This window comes from Flavobacterium sp. CR10 (genome assembly GCF_055814415.1).
Genome location: NZ_CP185985.1, coordinates 4,767,047 through 4,783,919, shown reverse-complemented (window position 1 = coordinate 4,783,919; position 16,873 = coordinate 4,767,047). Strand labels below are relative to the sequence as shown.

Sequence of the window (16,873 nt, the reverse complement as noted above, 5' to 3'; positions counted from 1 at the left end):
ATAAAGTGAGCATGATTAATATTAGGAAGTTTGCAGCGATAGATATCGGTTCAAATGCCATGAGGCTTTTGATCGCTAACGTTGTGGAACAAGAAGGCAAAGAACCGCAGTTTAACAAAAGTTCCCTTGTTCGTGTGCCAATCCGTTTAGGGCAAGACGCCTTCACAGTTGGAGAAATTTCACCAGAAAATATAGATCGAATGGTAGATGCCATGAAAGCATTCAACCTTTTGATGAAAGTACATAAAGTAGAGCGTTATATGGCATTTGCAACTTCCGCAATGCGCGAAGCTTATAACGCAAAAGAAGTTGTGGCTTTAATTAAGAAAAAGGCCGACATAAAAATCGAGATTATCGATGGTAAAAAAGAAGCCGCAATTATTGCTTCTACAGATTTGCATCACTTAATTAAATCTGACGAAACCTATCTTTTTGTGGATGTTGGAGGTGGAAGTACCGAGTTTACTTTATTCTCTGACGGAAAAATGATTACTTCAAGATCTTTCAAAGCAGGAACCGTTCGTTTATTGAATAACATGGTGCATGATGTCGTTTGGGATGAAATTGAAAAATGGATTAAAACCAACACGGCAGATTACGATGAGGTAACGCTGATAGGTTCTGGAGGTAACATCAATAAGTTGTTTAAAATGTCTGGAAAACAGCAGGAAAAACCGCTTTCGTACATTTATGTTAACTCGCAATATGCATTCTTAAATTCATTGACTTACGAACAGAGAATTGCTGAATTAGGTTTGAATTCCGACCGTGCCGACGTAATTATCCATGCAACTCGTATTTATCTGAATGCGATGAAATGGAGTGGTGCGCGCCAGATTTATGTTCCTAAAATCGGACTTTCTGATGGTATCGTAAAAGCAATGTATTACGGTAAAATTTAATACCTATTTTTTAAATGAATAAAGGCAGACTTGAAGCTTTCAGTGATGGTGTTTTGGCTATCATTATAACGATTATGATTTTGGAAATTAAAGCGCCAGGTGGACATGAATTTGCAGATTTAAAACCGCTTATCCCAAAATTTTTAAGTTATATTTTGAGTTTTATTTACGTCGGGATATACTGGAATAATCACCATTATTTGCTTCACAGTTTATCGAGAGTTAACGGAAAAGTGTTGTGGAGTAACCTGCACTTTTTGTTTTGGCTGTCTTTAATTCCCGTTTCTACCGCTTGGATGGGAGAGCATAATTTTGAAAAAGCGGCAATGACAATGTATGGTGTTGTGTTGCTTCTTTCAGCAATCTCTTATATTATTTTGCAGTACACAATTATGTGTAGCGAAGGAAAGAATTCTGCTTTGAGAAAAGCGCTTAACAAAGATTATAAAGGTAAAATCTCTTTAGTTTTATATGTTATCGGAATTGTTACGGCATTCTTTAACCAGTGGGTTTCTGGAGCAGCTTATTTTACAGTTGCAATGTTATGGCTTATTCCAGACAAAAGAATCGGAAGGATTTTTTCTTCAAACGAATAACATATGAAATCTGTATTTCAGTCCATTCAAGATTTTTCTGCCGATGAATTAAGTCTTTTAGACAGTTTGATTACATTTCGGACATTAAAAAAAGGAGAGCTTTTATTGACTGAAAATCAGGTTTGCAACGAAATAGTTTTTATCGAAAAAGGAATTCTCCGTTCTTTTTTTGTCAATCATAAGGGCGACGAAATCACCAATTGTTTTGCTTTTGAAAATGAATTTATGGCTTCTTTTGCAAGTTTTATTACAAAAGAAATAGCAGAAGAAAATATTCAAGCCCTTACCGATACAAAATTGCAGATTCTAGATAGAAAAGCTTTAGAGAAATTATACCAATCCGGTTTTAATTGGCAGGAAACTGGTAGAAAATTGACCGAATTAGAATTTGTAAATCTGCATAAAAGAATGGTTGCTTTTCAAAAACTATCGGGTGCGCAACGTTACGAAGAACTTTGTAAAAATCATCAAAAGTATATTCAGCTAATTCCGTTGCAATATTTAGCTTCTTATCTAGGAATTACCCCAAGACATTTAAGCCGAATTAGAAAAGCAGTGATTTGATATTTTTGTTTCACGCAGATTTAAAATGATTTGAGCAGATTTTTATCTGATTCTTTATTCATTTTAAACAGAAATCTGCGTAAATCTATCACAGATCAAAATATCTGCATAATCTGCTCAATCTGCGTGAAAAAGTGTTTTTTTAAGTTTACCAAAAGACTACTGTGTTCAAATCAAGATTTGTTTTCTTGCTCTTTTATATGAGACTAAAATCTATATTTCGTTTAGGCTGAGATTGAAATAATCCTTTTAATCTCTGTAATCTGTGGCAAAAAAAAACTTTTCAGGACATTTGTCCAGTAAAAGAAAATGTACTAATAGTATTTTTGAAAAAAAACATAAGCATGAAAAAAATACTAATTATAAACGGACACCCGAATGCAGAAAGCTTCAATTTTGGAATTGCAGAATCGTATCAAAAAGGCGCTGTAGCTTCTGGAGCAACAGTAGAAACCATTACAATTGCCAATTTAAATTTCAATCCAAATCTCAAATTTGGTTACCAAAAAAGAACAGATCTTGAGCCAGATTTATTAGAATCGTGGGAAAAAATAAAAAGAGCCGATCATTTAGTTTGGATTCATCCCGTTTGGTGGGGTGGACTCCCAGCGATAACGAAAGGATTTATGGATCGCTTGTTTTTGCCTGGAATGGCTTTCCAATATCGTGAAAATTCAGTTTGGTGGGATAAATTGCTCAAAGGCAAAACAGCTCACATCATAACAACCCTAGATCAGCCAAGCTGGTATTATAGATTGTTTTTCGGAAGACCAAGTGTCAATCAGCTAAAAAAATCTACTTTAGAATTTTGTGGGGTAAAACCCGTCAAAGTAAGTTATATCGGAATTATAAAAGGTTCTAATGAAGAACAAAGAAAAAAATGGCTAGAAAAAGTCTATAATTTCGGTGTTAGAAACAAATAATTTGAATGATTATTTTTAATAACATGAAATAGAAAAAAATAATAGAATTTAAAAAGAAAAATTCGTGGCTATTAAAAGATTAATCCTTCAAGTCCAATCCAAATGTTGTTCGTAAAAGTTCAATATTTGGGTTGATTTCCAAGAAACGATTATAGCGATCCTGATTGTTATAGCTTCGTTTCATTTCTACTTTTTCATTTACAATTACTTCGATAGTAATGTCGTGATTATGTAAATGTCCTTTTAAATGTCCCAATAAACCATTCATTTGGCTTTCAAATTCCAGTTTAGAACCTTCGTTTGGCAACTCATACGTAATTCTTGTTCCATCCAAAATAGGATCGTTGATCAACAAGATAGATTCCATGATCTTTAATCCCTTTTGACCTAAACGTTCTGCATATTTGTTCCAATGAAGACGCATATCGGTTTCATTAAATTCTTCGGTAGGTAAAACAGAAGAAGGTTTAACGTACGATTTGCTGCTTTCCTCCATTTCTTTTTTCTTGCGAATGCTGGCAAGAGAAAAGGCAGAAACTTTTGGAGCACCGTTTGTATCTGTTTTCGGAGTTTCAGGAGCCTGAACTTTTGGACTTTCGACAGGAACTTGAACTGTATTTTGGGTATTTACAGATGCGGCATTATTTTTTTCTTCCGAATTTGGAATTTGGGATTTTGTATTTGAATCTTCCTTACTTGGACTTTGAACTTCAACTATAGAATAGCCTCCGTTTTTAAAGTAAACGGGCGGAATTATGAATTGCTCAACTTTTTTTTTTCTCCATCAAAGTTGATAGAGGCCAATTGCATCAAGCATAATTCAACTAAAAGTCGTTGATTCTGACTTAATTTGTATTTTAAATCGCAGTCATTTGCAATATCAATTCCTTTAAGTAAAAACTCTTGAGAACATTTTTGAGATTGAACCGCATACATTTGTTGCGCCTGTTCACCAACTTCTAATAAAGCAATAGTTGAAGGTGTTTTGCTTACCAATAAATCTCTGAAATGTGAAGCCAAACCAGCAATAAAATGATGTCCGTCAAAACCTTTGGCCAAGATATCATTGTATGCTAGTAAAAGTTTTGGAATCTCATTTTCCAAAAGTAAATCAGTAATCGAAATATAAGTTTCGTAATCTAAAACGTTTAGGTTTTCGGTTACTGCCTGACGCGTCAAGTTTGTTCCGCAGTACGAAACTACACGGTCAAAAATAGACAAAGCATCACGCATTGCACCATCTGCTTTTTGAGCAATAATGTGCAGTGCATCATCTTCAAAAACGATTCCTTGACTTTCAGCAACATCTGCCAAATGTTCTTTAGCATCTTTTACCGTAATTCTTTTGAAATCAAAAATCTGACAGCGAGATAAAATCGTTGGAAGAATTTTGTGCTTTTCTGTTGTTGCTAAAATGAAAATAGCATGTTTTGGCGGTTCTTCTAATGTTTTAAGAAAAGCATTAAAAGCAGCCGAAGACAACATGTGAACCTCGTCAATAATATATACTTTATACTGTCCAGTTTGTGGCGGGATTCTAACCTGATCGATAAGGTTACGAATATCATCTACCGAGTTGTTTGAAGCAGCATCTAACTCAAAAACGTTAAAAGCAAAATCTTCGGTAGGATCATCATATCCAGGCTGATTTATCTTTCGAGCCAAGATACGAGCGCAAGTAGTTTTACCAACTCCACGCGGTCCTGTAAATAAAAGAGCAGACGCTAGGTGATTGGTTTCAATAGCATTCAACAAAGTGTTGGTAATGGCTTTTTGCCCCACAACATCCTTAAAGGTCTGCGGGCGATATTTACGTGCCGATACTACAAATTGTTCCATATTCTCTTTTATTGGATAGCAAATATAGAGTATAATTTAATGATTTAAAAATTTAAAAATTGAAAGATTTTTAAGTGATTGAATTGTAGAAAGAAAAAAATATTATCTCTTGCGTTTCAATAAAAAGTAATACTTTTACTTCAAAACATTTAACAGCTTATTTATTATTAATTAGAAAAAATGAACGCAAAAAAAATCGTCAGGCTCAGTAATATTATCGGAATTATTTCAATTCTTCTATTGGTTTATTGGGTATTTACGTTTATAACTATTGAAGTTTTTGGATTGAAAGTATTTCGAAAAAACATGACCGAAACTTTCTACCTAAGCGTGTTAGGAATCTTAGCTCTAATGTCGGGCTCTTTGATTGTGAATATAATGTTTAATCTAACGAGGATTGCTGAAAAAGATAAAGAAGAGGTTTTGCAGAAGAAAGCTGGCAAATTTAGAATTGTGGCTATGGTTTTAGGTTTTCCTATCATTTTAGTAGTTCTATTTGGGGGAAATTATCTCACTTCTATTAAAAAAGAAAAAATGCTTGTAGAATCTGCAAAGTCCATACTTGAAGCGAATAAAACAAACAGTGATAAATTGTTGGATTATAATTTTTCAAAAAAGTATATAAATGAAACAGCAAATGTTTTGGAAATCTTATCTAAAACGGATAAAAATTTTCCAAATGTTGTTGTTTTGGTAAAAGATACAATAAAAGAAACTCCTGTGTTTCTAGGCTTTCAGGCATATCAGTCTATACATTCGAATGATACAATCAAACCTGCAAAAACTGGGTATCTTTATGAAACAACGAAAGAAGAAAGGGAATATCTTAACAGTATTTTTGATAAAAATAGTAACGAATTAAGATATAGCTCGTACGACGGAAATTATGAACTATTTTATCCATACAAAAAGAATGGAAAAAGAATTGTTTTGTATTTTTCTGAACAGCAGCGATATGGTAAATTAGGAAGCTGATAAATTTATAAGTTATGAAGAAGTATTTTCTACTATTAGTTTTGCTTGCGGCATTTAATGTAAAAGCCCAAAAAACTCGAACGAGTCCAATTTATCAATTGCGAATCTATGAGATTTTTGAAAGCAATAAAAAAGAATTTCACGAACGTTTTCGCGATCATGCCATGCGTATAATGAAGAAATATAACTTTAAGATTATTTCGATGTACGAATCAAAATCAGATAAGAAAACCGAATTTGTCTATTTTTTGGAATGGCCAGATGAAGCAACAATGAAAAAAGCTTGGGAAGATTTTAGGAAAGATCAGGAATGGATTGATATCAAAAAACAATATACTGCAAAATATGGTGATGTAGTTGGGAATATCGAAGATCGTGTTTTGACTAAGCTTGATTATTCGTCTAATTAAAATATATTAGACATTTACCTTGGAATTTTTTGCGATTTGATTATTCAAAGTGATTTTTTTTGTAGTAAAAAGTTTATTATTTTTGCATCTGATAAATTTTAGTTTTAATGAATGGGAAGCAAATAATTAGATTGACTGAAACAATTAGGTTTGTGTCGATAGCATTAATAGTATTTTGGTTTTATGATTTATTAATAAATCGCGGCTTAGGAATAACCAAAAGTTTTTATTTAGGTATTTTAGGGGTTTTAGCTCTAATGATTGGAATCTTATTGTATTTAGTTTTAAAGAACCAAACTTCGATGTTTGAAATGCATAATAGAAATGTAAATAGGGAGCGGGTAAGATATGTTAGTATTGTTCTAATTTTTTCAGCTTTTGCAATATTTCTTTTTGGTGTTGATTATTGCACAAAATTTCAATCTAGTTTGCTAAATTTTTCAGAAACTGAATATTATACAGATTCTCAGCATGAAACAATAGAATTTGAAAAAGATGAATCAAGTGTAGACACATTTATAGAAGATACTGTATCTATACTGGAAAAATACAAAAAAAGCGCAACGCTGTTACAGCCGCGAAAATCTGAACATGAAATAAGTTGGAAAGAAAGCAAATTTGGAGGTTATCCAAATATGGAATCTTTTTCTGAATATCCAAAATGTAATGTATGCAAAAGTTCTTTAAATTTTGTTTTTCAAATTTACAAGAGAGATTTTCCTGAATTTTATTTTCCTTCAAAGACTAATATTTTTCAGCTTTTTCGTTGTCCTAACAACAATTGTAGAAGTTCGTATACAAATTCCCGTTCTGATCATAAAATGTTTCACTACTATTCAGAAGTCGAATGTGTACAAAATAAGATATTTTCGAAGACCAGGATTAATTCAAAAGATATTGAGAAAGAAGTTCCAGATTGTTATTTAAAACCTTTGAAAGTGTTTGATTATCCATATTATGATGATTACAAAAAAGAGGATTTGGCAAAACTCGATGCTAATTTTAAATTTAAACTAGGTGATCAGCAAATAGAAAGGTATATCACTAAACCAGATACAAAAATTGGAGGATATCCTAATTTTATCCAAGAGTCATATTACCCTAAATGCAAGTGTGGTAGAATTAAAGAGTTTTTATTTCAACTTTCAAGTGATGATAGAGATAATAGAAATATAATTAATTATAACAACCCGATTCACGGGTCAGATCATGGAATAATGATTGGAGACGCTGGCAATATTTATTATTATATATGTTATTATTGCGGAGAAAAGAGTATTGGAAGTTATTGGGATTGCTCTTAATGCCAAAATTATTTATTCTTTTACTGGAACATATAAACTCTGCGACAGCATGTTATAATCTTTTAAGCCTAAAAAAGTAGACAGTAAGTTTATAGTAAAATAAGGAGCAAAGAGACAGAGATTCGGAGTTGTAAAGTTTTTTTATTTTTATGTCATTCCTAAGGAACGAAAAGAATTTCAGTTTTTAGGAATGACATAGATTATTGAATCATTTTTTGTTCTCATTTGTTTTATTTGATTTATGAAGATTTTTCTTTTGAAACCGATTGCTCTGGCCCTGATGGGAGCGGCATCCTTTTGTGGCGGTCCCGATAGCTATCGGGAGGCGCAAAAGATACAGCGGACAGCAGGTTCCCGGCTCCTTAAAAACTATCTTCCTCTAATGCTTAAATCAAATAAAAACTTTGCGGTTTCCTGATCTGAATCGGCTGAGAAACCAGCAACATAAACTCCTTTTTTGCCCGTAGTCGACTTAATTCCGTATACAACTGCTTCATCCGCTGGGTCTGACTCACCCTCGTATCGATACACATGAACAATTTCAAATTTCTCAGGATTCTTTTTAATCGCATCAGCATTTCGATTAAAATCACATGTAAATCCTTTCTCATTCAATTGATCTAAAGCTTTTGAAACAGTTGCGTAATGATACATTCTTTTCATGATAAACTGTATTTAAAATTATAGAATTCTAAAGATAACTATTTTAGAATTAAAAAGTTATGATAAAATTCATAAAATCTGAAATTTAAAATCATTATTGTTAGTTCATAAATCGCTACTTTTGCAGCGCAGACCGCCTTATCGTCGTCTCGTCTTTTGGGACGAGAGGGAGGAAAGTCCGGACACCATAGAGAAGCATAGCGGGTAACGCCCGTCGGTTCCGTAAGGGATTAGGACAAGTGCAGCAGAAAGTATGTACAGGTAATGCTGTAGTGAAACCAGGTAAACTCTATGCGGTGAAATACCAAGTATATCGGCATTTAAGGGCTTCTCGTTCGTTGCCGAAGGGTAGGTAGATTGAGTCCATCAGTAATGGTGGATCTAGATAAATGATAAGGTATTGTCCTGTTGCAAGATAAGACAAGAACAGAATCCGGCTTACAGGTCTGCATTTTTTATATATTTGTGAACTATCTAACTTATTCTCATGAATATTACCACTCCAAATCCTTCGCCAAAATCTAAAAAAAGCCTTTTTAGAACTGTCGTAACCAATCTTACTTTTTGGGTTTTAATCGCTATTATTTCGGGTGTTTTACTCGGACATTTTTCTCCAGAAAATGGCGTGAAGATGGAATTTCTAGGCAAGAGATTTATTCAGCTTATTTCACTTTTTATTGGTCCGATTATATTTTTGACTATTGTTTTGGGAATTTCGGGAATGGGAAATTTAAAAAAAGTAGGACGTATCGGGGTTAAAGCTTTAACTTACTTTGAAGTGGTTTCGACCGTTGCTCTTGCAATTGGTGTAGCAGTCGCTTATTTATTTAAACCTGGAAAAATTGATAAATCGGGATTGACTTTTGGCGACGCAAGCCAATATACAAATGGAGCAGCAAAGGATTTTTCGTGGTTGCAGTTTTTCTTGTCCAATTTTACATTGCAAGTTTTGCTGGCAGCTATTATCTGCGGAATCGCACTAAACTTTTATCAAAAAAGGGAGCAGACTATTTTGGTTCTTGAGCGATTTTCTAAAGTGGTTTTCTTCGGATTAAAATATGTAATGTATCTAGCTCCAATTGGCGCTTTTGGCGGAATGGCATATACAATCGGGAAATTTGGTTTGGCAACTTTGATTCCGCTAGGAAAATTGATGCTTTGCGTTTATCTAACTATGGCATTGTTTGTCTTTTTGGTTTTGGGAAGCATATTGAGATATTATAAAATCAGTATTCTTTCGATTTTAAAATATATAAAAGAAGAACTTTTACTCGTTCTCGGAACTTCATCTTCGGAAGCAGCGTTGCCAAGTATTATGGTAAAATTGGAGAGAATGGGATGCAGTAAATCGGTTGTGGGATTGGTGATTCCGACTGGTTATTCTTTTAATCTTGATGGAACTTCAATTTACCTTTCGATGTCGGTGCTTTTTATTGCGCAATTGTATGATGTGCATTTGAGTTTTTTCGAAATCCTGACCGTTATCGGAATTCTGATGATTACTTCGAAAGGCGCAGCAGGAGTAACCGGAAGCGGGTTTATTGTTTTAGCATCAACTTTAACCGCATTGCATAAAATTCCAGTTGAAGGTTTAGCATTTTTATTGGGCGTAGATAAATTTATGAGCGAAGCCAGAGCAATTACCAATTTAATAGGAAACACAGTCGCAACGATAATCATTTCTAAAACAGAAAGAGATTTTACAGAATTGAATCTTGATCCTGTCTCGGAATGATTTTGCCACAAAGGCGCTAGGGCGCAAAGTTTTTTTTCTTTGAGTTTAAAATTGCTCGCAAAGTCGCAAAGTTTTTTTGAGTTGACTCCAGCTTTAGCTGGAGGTTATGGTGAATTAAATTCAAAAGGCTTTAGCCAAACAGCTTCTAGTTTGGCTAAAGCCCTTGTCCTTCATTAATTTGAATAGCGTCCAGCTTTAGCTGGACGCTATTCAAATTAAATTTTATAAATAAACTTTGCGACTCCGTGAGACTTTGCGAGATTAAAAAAACTTCGTGCCCTAGCGCCTTCGTGGCAAAAAAAACTACGATTCGTCTTTAGTTGTTCGCACCAAGCTAATGCCTGAGGTGAAAAAGACGATTCCTAATATTCCGTAAATGATAAGCGATTTTATATCTCTGGTTTCTCCAGATGTGCCGGCAAAAATAACGGCAGTATAAATAAGTCCTACTATTCCGAGGATTGTAAGCAACCCGCCGAAAAATCTTTTTAGGTTCATGATTGTTAGATTTTAAAGTTCTCTAACAAAGTTAAATTTCGATAAGTTAATTGCTGTTATACAATTGCTTATGAAAAATTATATGATTTTCAGAACTTATTTTTCTATTTTAAATTCCAATCCGATATTTCGAACACTTTCAATCTTGATTTTAGGATCTGAATTAAAATATTTTCTAAGTCTGCTGATAAAAACATCCATGCTTCTTCCTGAGAAATAATCGTCTTTTTTCCAGATCGACATTAAAATCTGATCTCTTTTTAAGAGTTGATTATGATTCAAATATAAATATTCAATAAGAGAAGCTTCCATTTCAGTAAGCTGCTGAACGTGGTTTTTATTATTTAGAGTTAAACGTTCGTTATCAAAAATATACGAACCAATTTCGATGATATTATTTCCGTCTAAAGTTCTTTTTTGTTCAATTCTTTTTAGGATGTTCTGTAAACGAAGAACCAGTTCGTCAACTTCAAAAGGTTTTGCGATATAGTCGTCTGCGCCAAGTTTTAGACCGATGATTTTGTCTTCTTTGAGCTTTCTCGCCGTTAGAAAAATAAAAGGAATTTCTGGATTGATGGTAATGATTTTTTCTGCCAATGAAAACCCATCCATCTTGGGCATCATGACATCAAAAATGCAAATATCAAAAACCTGGTTTTTAAAATAGTCTAAAGCGATCTCGCCGTTTTCTGCCCAGATTACTTCAAATTGATGCAATTCAAGGTATTGTTTTAAAATCGCCGCAAAGTCAAAATCGTCTTCGGCTAAAAGTAATCTTTTCAAAATAAGGGAATTAAACTTTTAATAAAATAGTAAACTGAGCGCCTTTTCCTAATTCGCTAATAACATTAACAGAACCCTGATGTGCTTTTACGATTTGGTCAACATAGTACAATCCTAAACCTAAGCCTTTTGTATTGTGCAGGTTTCCTTGTTCGACACGATAAAATTTTTCAAAAAGAAATGCTTGTTTGTTTTTGGCAATTCCAATTCCGTCATCTTCAAAACTAATTGAAAATTGTTTTTCTACAATTTTGGTTTTTACTGTAATTGTGTTCGAACCGTATTTTACAGCATTTTCCAGAACATTCAAGAAAGCAGTCGTTAAATGAAATTTATCTAAAACTAGAATTGTTTTTTCCGTCTGAAAATCGGTTTTCAAAATAATTTTAGGGAAAGCAATCTTAAAATCATTTACAATAGAAAGGAGAAAATCTTCTGCTTCTATTTTTTCTTTCTGCAATTCAATTTCGTTTTCAGCCAATGAATTAGCCATAACCTGGTCAATCAGATTCTGAAGACGATTATTCTGGCGCGAAATGGTATTTACAATCGAATTGAAATTTTCGTCGTTGTCACGAATATTTTTCTGAGCTAGAATCTTTGTCGAAATTCCTAAAGTTGCCAGAGGCGTTTTAAGTTCGTGTGTGATATTATTGATAAAATCGGTTTTAACGTCGCTGACTTTTTTCTGTTTAATCAAAGCTTTTAAGGCAATGACAAAAAGCGTGATTAAAGTCAGAATTGAAAATAGAGATAGAATCAAAATAAAAGTCATTCGTCTCAAAATAATCATTTCCCAATCAATAACAGACACATACATTGAATCTTCTGTTAATAATTGATATTCCTGATTCTCAAAAGTTCCGTTGGTTGTTCCAACATAATTTCTAACTAAAAAAGCATGATTTAAAGACGCTAGATTTCCATACAATTTATTTTGGATAAAAGGTTTTTCCGAGAAAATCGTATCAGCTTTTTTTGCACTTTGATATAGAATAAACTTGTTGAGGACAATGGCGAAATCAATTTTGAAATTAGGCAAATCTCTTTCAAATTTTCGCTGAATTTCTTGTGTTACGGCACTCTGATATTCATTTTGTAAAACACCAATTTTGATATCCAGTTTGGTGTTTTTTCCATTTATATATTTTTCTGAAAGACTTTTGTAAAGTGCTTCCTTTCTGGCAACAAAAGCCGAATCAATATCGCTGTAATTGTTTGAAATCTGAGCAATTTCATTTTTAATCTGTGTATGAAACTGCGCCACTTTATATTCGTAGGCTGTTTTTACCAGATAACACTGCACGGTCATAAGCACAACTAGTGCAACGACAGAAAATGCGATTAGTAAATTGATTCTTTGTTTCATACTCTTTCGGAATTCTGTTTCAAAAATACAGCTTTTACCATACAAATGGCAGATTAACTCTGCATTAACCTACGATTAACTTTCGGAACTAGGTTTTAAAAGCACTTTTGTGGCAACATAAATCAATTTCAATTTTAAAATGAACATTTACCAGCCCTTAAAAAATCTAATTACACTTTTACTTTTTTGCCTTTCATGTATTGCAAATGCCCAAAACGACACACCAAAAGATTCAATTTCAAATCAATTAGATGAAATTGTAATCAGTCAGGAGAAAAAGACGTTTACAAACTCAAAAGGAAATATAAAAGTTGACGTTGCCAATTCGGTTTACAATTCAATTCCAAATCCCGTCGACTTGCTTTCAAAACTGCCAAATGTTCTAGTAAACTCAGATCGTGAAAATATATCTATAGTTGGAAAAGGAACGCCGTTGATTTATATTGATAATCAGAGAGTAGGAATGAACGAACTGAACGCGCTGTCTGTGAGCGATATTAAAACAGTTGAAATTATTAAAAATCCGTCTTCAAAATATGAAGCTGAAGGCCGTGCAGTGATTCTAATCACAAGAAAATTAAGCAAAAAAGACAGTTTTAAAACTGAAATTTCTGAAGTAGCATCTTTTAAAAGAAACTATAATAATTATTTAGGTTTCAATTCCAGTTCTAAAAAAGGTAAATTAGAGTGGAAAGCCAATTTCAATTATAATAAATTGAATCCTTGGGAAAATCATACTTTAGAATATGAGATTCCAAAAGCTTTAATTGTTTCTAATTATGATGTAACGGCAATTACAAAACGCAATCAATATGTTTTTGGAGGTGGCGTATTTTACAAAATAAAAGAGGAAGACTATTTTTCAATTAATGTAAATGGAAAACTGCAAAATGATACTTTTGACATCAATACTTTTACTTCTAATAAAAATCAAAATAAGGAAAACAATGTTTTTACTCTAAGTGATAATGCAAGTAAAAAGAATTTTGTAAATGCTTTTATGAATTATTCTAAAAAGATTAAATCGATTGATACACAGTTTTTTACTGGTTTTCAATATTCAAATTTTAATCAGCACTTAGAAAGTTTAGTTTCCAATAATTATAATGAAACCAATTTTGAATTATCGCAAAACCGTGATCAGAAATTTAATGTTGATGTCTTTTCGGGAAGAATTGATTTGGAGAAAAAGTTTAAAAATGAAATGAATCTGGAATACGGCGGATTGTATTTGAAAGCGAAATCAAAATCTGATGCAACGATTTTGGATTTTGAAAAAAAGGACAATGAAGTTTCAAATTATGATTTTAAAGAAGAAAACTTGGCAGCATATATTCAGTTTTCGGGAAAACTCAAAAAAATAGACTTCTCATTAGGATTAAGGACAGAGAATACCGATGTGTATTCAAAGTTTAGAACAGAAGTTTCAACTTCAATCGATAAGAATTACACTAATTTATTTCCTAAAGCCGATCTTACATTTTCTATAGACAGTACAAAAAGCATCAATATAAATTATGCGAAAAGCATTGTGAGGCCAAAATATTCTTCATTAAGCCAAATTGCAACTTATATCAATCCGTATTTTTTGTACGGAAGCAGTTTAAATTTAGGTCCAGCATTTGTCGATGAAGTTTCGAGTTCATTTCAATACCGCGACAAAACTTTAAAATTGAGTTATTTTCATACCAAAAACGTGACCAATCCGAGTTTTATCTTTAATGAAGAAACAAATGTGCTAACTATTAACGATGTAAATTTTAAACGAGAAACTGGTTTTACAATAGATTTAGCACTTCCATTTACCTATAAATTCTGGACAACAACCAATAATTTTGTTTTTGTAAAAAGTAAGGTTGAAGACGACACAGCGGTTTTGCATCCTTCGAAACCATATTTATATTATTACTCTAACAATACATTCAAACTGCCTAAAGATTTTACTTTCGTTTTATCTTTTTGGGGATTGACCAAACAAAATGATGGAATTTTTGAACGAAAAGCCAATTTTATAGTCGATTTGTCGATGGTAAAAGCATTTGGCAAAAACTGGAATTGTACTTTAAATTATAATGATATTTTTAAAACCACGAGTTACACCGATGGTTTTACAGTGAACGATATAAATGCGAAGTTTAAATATTGGGTCGATGCAAGTGAGATTTCAATTGCAATTCGTTATTCTTTTGGGAAAGTAAAGGATTCCGAGTTTAAAGAAAAAAGTGTTAATGAAAGTGAAAATAGAATCAAATGAAAAAGTAGGTTAATTCTTTCTTTTTAGGAATGGTATTTGTGTGCTTAATTTTAAAAATTAAATACACAAATAATGAAGTTTTATAAATTTAAAAAGGAGATTTTTTCAGTTTTAGTAATGTTGTCATTTTCAATTGTAAACGCGCAAGCTATTAGAGGATTTGGAAATGTTACAGCTTATAGTGTTAACAATGATTTTAAAAAAGGTGCAATTGTCGATATTGGTGGAGGAGCAGAATTTGAGTTCCATCCTTTATTTAAACCAGAAGTAAGCCTTAGTTATTCTCTTATGGGACTCAACGATCAAGAGTTTTATGATTTTGACACTAATACTTTAGAAAAACTATATGGAGATGTTTATATGCTAAACTTTACTGTAGGGCCTAAAATATACTTTTGGTACAGCGGAGAAACTTTTGATACCGCTGCCTGCTCATATTACATAATCCCAAAATTAAACATGTCAAGAATTGTTGCGAATGGGAATTATCAATTTATAGATTATGACGATCCACAGAATAATTTAATTCAAAAAGGACACAGAGCAGATTGGCAGCATTCTTTTGGTTTAACTCTTGGAATGGAATTTCCAATATTTAATTCAGATGCTATAGCTCTAAGTGTTACAGTAAATAAAATTAATATGGGAAAAACTTTAAATAGACTTCCTTACAACAATACAGATTATGGCACTTTATTAGCTGGAGCAGGAATTAGTTATTATTTTGGAATTAAAAAGTAAGTTAATTCTTTCTTTTTTGGAATGATTTTTGAATATTTAATTTTAAATTAAATATTTGAATGATGAAATTTTATAATCTAAGAAATGCTGTTTTATGCCTACTATTTTTATTGTGTTTTTTTAATGTCAAAGCTCAAGAAATGAGAGCTTTTGGTAATTATTCTATGTATTTTGGGAATAAAAATACTGGAACAATAAGAAGTGTAGAGGCAGGAATAGATTACGGAGATTTTCCATCAGTAGCTTTTCAGCTTTCAGCAAGTTATTTAAACTCTGATAATAAAGACAAAGAACATTATGATTATGATAATTATGTTTTGGAAAAACTATCTACAAAAGGTTCTGCTATAAATTCTAGTTTAGGTTTAAAAGTTTATAATGTTTTTTTAGATCAGGATGAAGAAAAGACCTTTATTTATTATATAATGCCAAAATTGAATCTAGCGCGAATACGAGCAACAGAAAATTTCAGTAGCACTGATTATTTTTACCCTTCCCATTCTTTTGATGAAGAACGAAGTATTTCAAGCTGGCAAGTTTATTTTGGAATAGAAATTGGCTATGAATTTTTTCTTTCTGAGAATAATTCAAATTCGATTGCAGTTTGTGCTTCTTATAATCGAATAAATCTAACGAAAGGCTTAAGCAAGATTTCTCATGAAAATTTTCAATATGGAAGACATGATAGCTATGGAGTGGGACTTTCTTTTTATCTAGGAGTAAAAAAGCCATCAAAGAAAAAATAAGAAGAGAAAAACTATTAATTTTAAGAGTTTTCTCTTCTTTTTAAGTTATTGTTTTATATATATTCCAGGCATTAAACCTGTAGATTCAATTTCAGATTCTGATATTCGTATAAAGCTAAATTTTTTGCTAGGTGCATCATTTAGGCAATTATACTTTATGCTATAATAATCTATTAATTCAACTTCCTGAACATTTGGAGTTTGATAATTACCATACTCTTTTAAGTAATATCTCTCATAATCAAATATTTCAGTAGTAGCAGAAGTATATTTTTGCATAGGATATTTGTATAACAAATCGTCTTCAGTAAATTGAATCATTCTGTCTTTGTTGTCTTTCCAAGTTCCCTGAATCCAAACTGGCGGATCCATATATCGTGGTCCGTTGTAATTTTTTTCTTTATAATCATCATCTTTCGAACAAGAGATTAAGGAAATGAAAGCAAGTGATAAAAGGAATTTTTTCATGATTTGAATTTTATACAAAAAAATGTAGAAAATCTATACAGAAATAACCGTTTAGGACTTTTTTATAATATATTAAGACATTTTTGATTTTAAAAATTAGTCA

At 32.2% G+C, this 16,873-nt stretch carries 18 protein-coding genes and 1 other RNA gene; 12 read left to right on the top strand and 7 right to left on the bottom strand.

Annotated elements, in window-relative coordinates; translation table 11 throughout:
• The first annotated feature begins 11 nt into the window (after positions 1-11).
• From ACNRYB_RS19995 to ACNRYB_RS19980, 4 genes are all read left to right on the top strand, one after another.
• On the top strand, positions 12-902 hold the full coding sequence (locus ACNRYB_RS19995; protein ID WP_008467933.1) for a Ppx/GppA phosphatase family protein: 891 nt from the start codon (positions 12-14) through the stop codon (positions 900-902).
• A gap of 14 nt (positions 903-916) precedes the next feature.
• Complete coding sequence (locus ACNRYB_RS19990) at positions 917-1,498, top strand: TMEM175 family protein (protein ID WP_343707087.1); 582 nt, start codon at positions 917-919, stop codon at positions 1,496-1,498.
• A gap of 3 nt (positions 1,499-1,501) precedes the next feature.
• The gene (locus ACNRYB_RS19985) at positions 1,502-2,062 is read left to right on the top strand and encodes a Crp/Fnr family transcriptional regulator (RefSeq protein ID WP_129747647.1); all 561 of its coding nucleotides are present in this window, start codon (positions 1,502-1,504) and stop codon (positions 2,060-2,062) included.
• A gap of 344 nt (positions 2,063-2,406) precedes the next feature.
• Entirely contained in the window at positions 2,407-2,985 is a 579-nt protein-coding gene (locus tag ACNRYB_RS19980; protein WP_473728476.1) for an NAD(P)H-dependent oxidoreductase, read from the top strand.
• Positions 2,986-3,064: 79 nt separating this feature from the next.
• On the opposite strand, the gene ACNRYB_RS19975 is transcribed toward ACNRYB_RS19980, so the two are convergent.
• Positions 3,065-3,481 (bottom strand): DNA polymerase III subunit gamma/tau, encoded by a 417-nt coding sequence (locus ACNRYB_RS19975; protein ID WP_129747649.1) that lies wholly within the window; start codon positions 3,479-3,481, stop codon positions 3,065-3,067.
• Between the two features lie 257 nt (positions 3,482-3,738).
• The gene (gene dnaX / locus ACNRYB_RS19970) at positions 3,739-4,824 is read right to left on the bottom strand and encodes a DNA polymerase III subunit gamma/tau (protein WP_066034110.1); all 1,086 of its coding nucleotides are present in this window, start codon (positions 4,822-4,824) and stop codon (positions 3,739-3,741) included.
• Between the two features lie 180 nt (positions 4,825-5,004).
• On the opposite strand from dnaX, the gene ACNRYB_RS19965 reads away from it, so the two are divergent.
• The 3 genes from ACNRYB_RS19965 (at position 5,005) to ACNRYB_RS19955 (ending at position 7,513) form a co-directional block, all read left to right on the top strand.
• On the top strand, positions 5,005-5,799 hold the full coding sequence (locus ACNRYB_RS19965) for a peptidase (RefSeq protein WP_129747650.1): 795 nt from the start codon (positions 5,005-5,007) through the stop codon (positions 5,797-5,799).
• Between the two features lie 14 nt (positions 5,800-5,813).
• Entirely contained in the window at positions 5,814-6,209 is a 396-nt protein-coding gene (locus ACNRYB_RS19960; RefSeq protein ID WP_473728475.1) for an NIPSNAP family protein, read from the top strand.
• Between the two features lie 107 nt (positions 6,210-6,316).
• Positions 6,317-7,513, top strand: coding sequence for a DUF1963 domain-containing protein (locus ACNRYB_RS19955; protein WP_473728474.1), 1,197 nt, complete (start codon positions 6,317-6,319; stop codon positions 7,511-7,513).
• A gap of 369 nt (positions 7,514-7,882) precedes the next feature.
• Here ACNRYB_RS19955 and ACNRYB_RS19950 read toward each other — a convergent pair whose 3' ends face one another.
• The gene (locus ACNRYB_RS19950) at positions 7,883-8,176 is read right to left on the bottom strand and encodes an SH3 domain-containing protein (protein ID WP_473728473.1); all 294 of its coding nucleotides are present in this window, start codon (positions 8,174-8,176) and stop codon (positions 7,883-7,885) included.
• 125 nt (positions 8,177-8,301) lie between these two features.
• On the opposite strand from ACNRYB_RS19950, the gene rnpB reads away from it, so the two are divergent.
• Positions 8,302-8,633, top strand: an RNA gene (gene rnpB / locus ACNRYB_RS19945) — RNase P RNA component class A.
• 30 nt (positions 8,634-8,663) lie between these two features.
• Positions 8,664-9,911, top strand: a complete 1,248-nt coding sequence (locus ACNRYB_RS19940; protein WP_473728472.1) for a cation:dicarboxylate symporter family transporter — start codon at positions 8,664-8,666, stop codon at positions 9,909-9,911.
• A gap of 303 nt (positions 9,912-10,214) precedes the next feature.
• On the opposite strand, the gene ACNRYB_RS19935 is transcribed toward ACNRYB_RS19940, so the two are convergent.
• The 3 genes from ACNRYB_RS19935 to ACNRYB_RS19925 all read right to left on the bottom strand — a co-directional run bounded on the left by ACNRYB_RS19935 (position 10,215) and on the right by ACNRYB_RS19925 (position 12,561).
• Positions 10,215-10,409 (bottom strand): hypothetical protein, encoded by a 195-nt coding sequence (locus ACNRYB_RS19935; protein WP_129747656.1) that lies wholly within the window; start codon positions 10,407-10,409, stop codon positions 10,215-10,217.
• Between the two features lie 96 nt (positions 10,410-10,505).
• Entirely contained in the window at positions 10,506-11,192 is a 687-nt protein-coding gene (locus tag ACNRYB_RS19930; protein WP_129747657.1) for a response regulator transcription factor, read from the bottom strand.
• A gap of 10 nt (positions 11,193-11,202) precedes the next feature.
• Positions 11,203-12,561: a sensor histidine kinase gene (locus tag ACNRYB_RS19925; RefSeq protein WP_473728471.1), complete on the bottom strand. Its 1,359-nt coding sequence runs from the start codon at positions 12,559-12,561 to the stop codon at positions 11,203-11,205.
• Positions 12,562-12,700: 139 nt separating this feature from the next.
• Between ACNRYB_RS19925 and ACNRYB_RS19920 the strand changes: the two genes are divergently transcribed.
• From ACNRYB_RS19920 to ACNRYB_RS19910, 3 genes are all read left to right on the top strand, one after another.
• Entirely contained in the window at positions 12,701-14,815 is a 2,115-nt protein-coding gene (locus ACNRYB_RS19920) for a TonB-dependent receptor domain-containing protein (RefSeq protein WP_473728470.1), read from the top strand.
• A 72-nt stretch (positions 14,816-14,887) separates the two neighbouring features.
• Positions 14,888-15,556 carry a hypothetical protein gene (locus tag ACNRYB_RS19915; protein ID WP_129747660.1) on the top strand — a complete coding sequence of 223 codons (669 nt, stop codon included), beginning with the start codon at positions 14,888-14,890 and terminating at the stop codon, positions 15,554-15,556.
• 62 nt (positions 15,557-15,618) lie between these two features.
• A complete protein-coding gene (locus tag ACNRYB_RS19910) occupies positions 15,619-16,302 on the top strand; it encodes a hypothetical protein (protein ID WP_473728469.1) in 684 nt (227 codons plus the stop codon).
• Positions 16,303-16,347: 45 nt separating this feature from the next.
• Here ACNRYB_RS19910 and ACNRYB_RS19905 read toward each other — a convergent pair whose 3' ends face one another.
• On the bottom strand, positions 16,348-16,770 hold the full coding sequence (locus tag ACNRYB_RS19905; RefSeq protein WP_129747662.1) for a hypothetical protein: 423 nt from the start codon (positions 16,768-16,770) through the stop codon (positions 16,348-16,350).
• Between the last annotated feature and the right edge of the window lie 103 nt (positions 16,771-16,873).